This is a genomic window from Rummeliibacillus sp. TYF005 (assembly GCF_003844195.1).
Taxonomy (GTDB): domain Bacteria; phylum Bacillota; class Bacilli; order Bacillales_A; family Planococcaceae; genus Rummeliibacillus.
Genome location: NZ_ML122650.1, coordinates 1 through 725 on the forward strand (window position 1 = coordinate 1; position 725 = coordinate 725).

At 33.7% G+C, this 725-nt stretch carries 1 tRNA gene; it reads right to left on the bottom strand.

Going from position 1 to position 725, the window contains the following annotated elements:
• Positions 1-52: 52 nt before the first annotated feature.
• Positions 53-125 (bottom strand) — tRNA-Thr (locus CW357_RS18075).
• Positions 126-725: the final 600 nt, after the last annotated feature.

Here is a 725-nt window from a genome sequence, read left to right on the forward strand (position 1 = left end):
GACAACCCCAACAATTAGTATAGAACCGAACACCTACTAAAAATAGGATAAAAGCTTCCAACCGGGCTCGAACCGGTGACCTCTTCCTTACCATGGAAGCACTCTACCTGCTGAGCTATGGAAGCACAGACAAAAAAATGGCTCCGAAGGTAGGACTCGAACCTACGACCCTCTGATTAACAGTCAGATGCTGCTACCAACTNCAATATTATTGTAGAACTTGAATATATACTTATTATAACAGGATATTATCATCTTGCAAGAACTTTTCTAAAAATACTAATTATTTATTTTAATTTAATTTGTGAATAAAGCTAATTCCATTTTATTCATAGAAAATGGAATTATATTTTATACTTCATAAATATATTTACTAATAATGACGATTTTATTATTTTGATATAAATGATCTTTGGATAGTCGAATCTTCATTATTCAATCTAATGTATTTTGACAACGAAAGAATATATAGCATCTCAATTACCCATATTACATATGACACATGGCACTGGAGGCATGAGTTTCAAGTTGAGGGCAGCTATATCAAAGAATTGATTTGCCGATGAAGTTTATCATGCCGCCATTCCATATAAAGTCAAAACGTGAAGCTTGATGTTTAAAGTAGAGAACTTAGTTACTTAATCTTTACTATAAAATATAAAAAGCACAACTGATAAACAGTTGTGCTTTTAGCGTGCCTAGCAACGTCCTACTCTCGCAGGGGG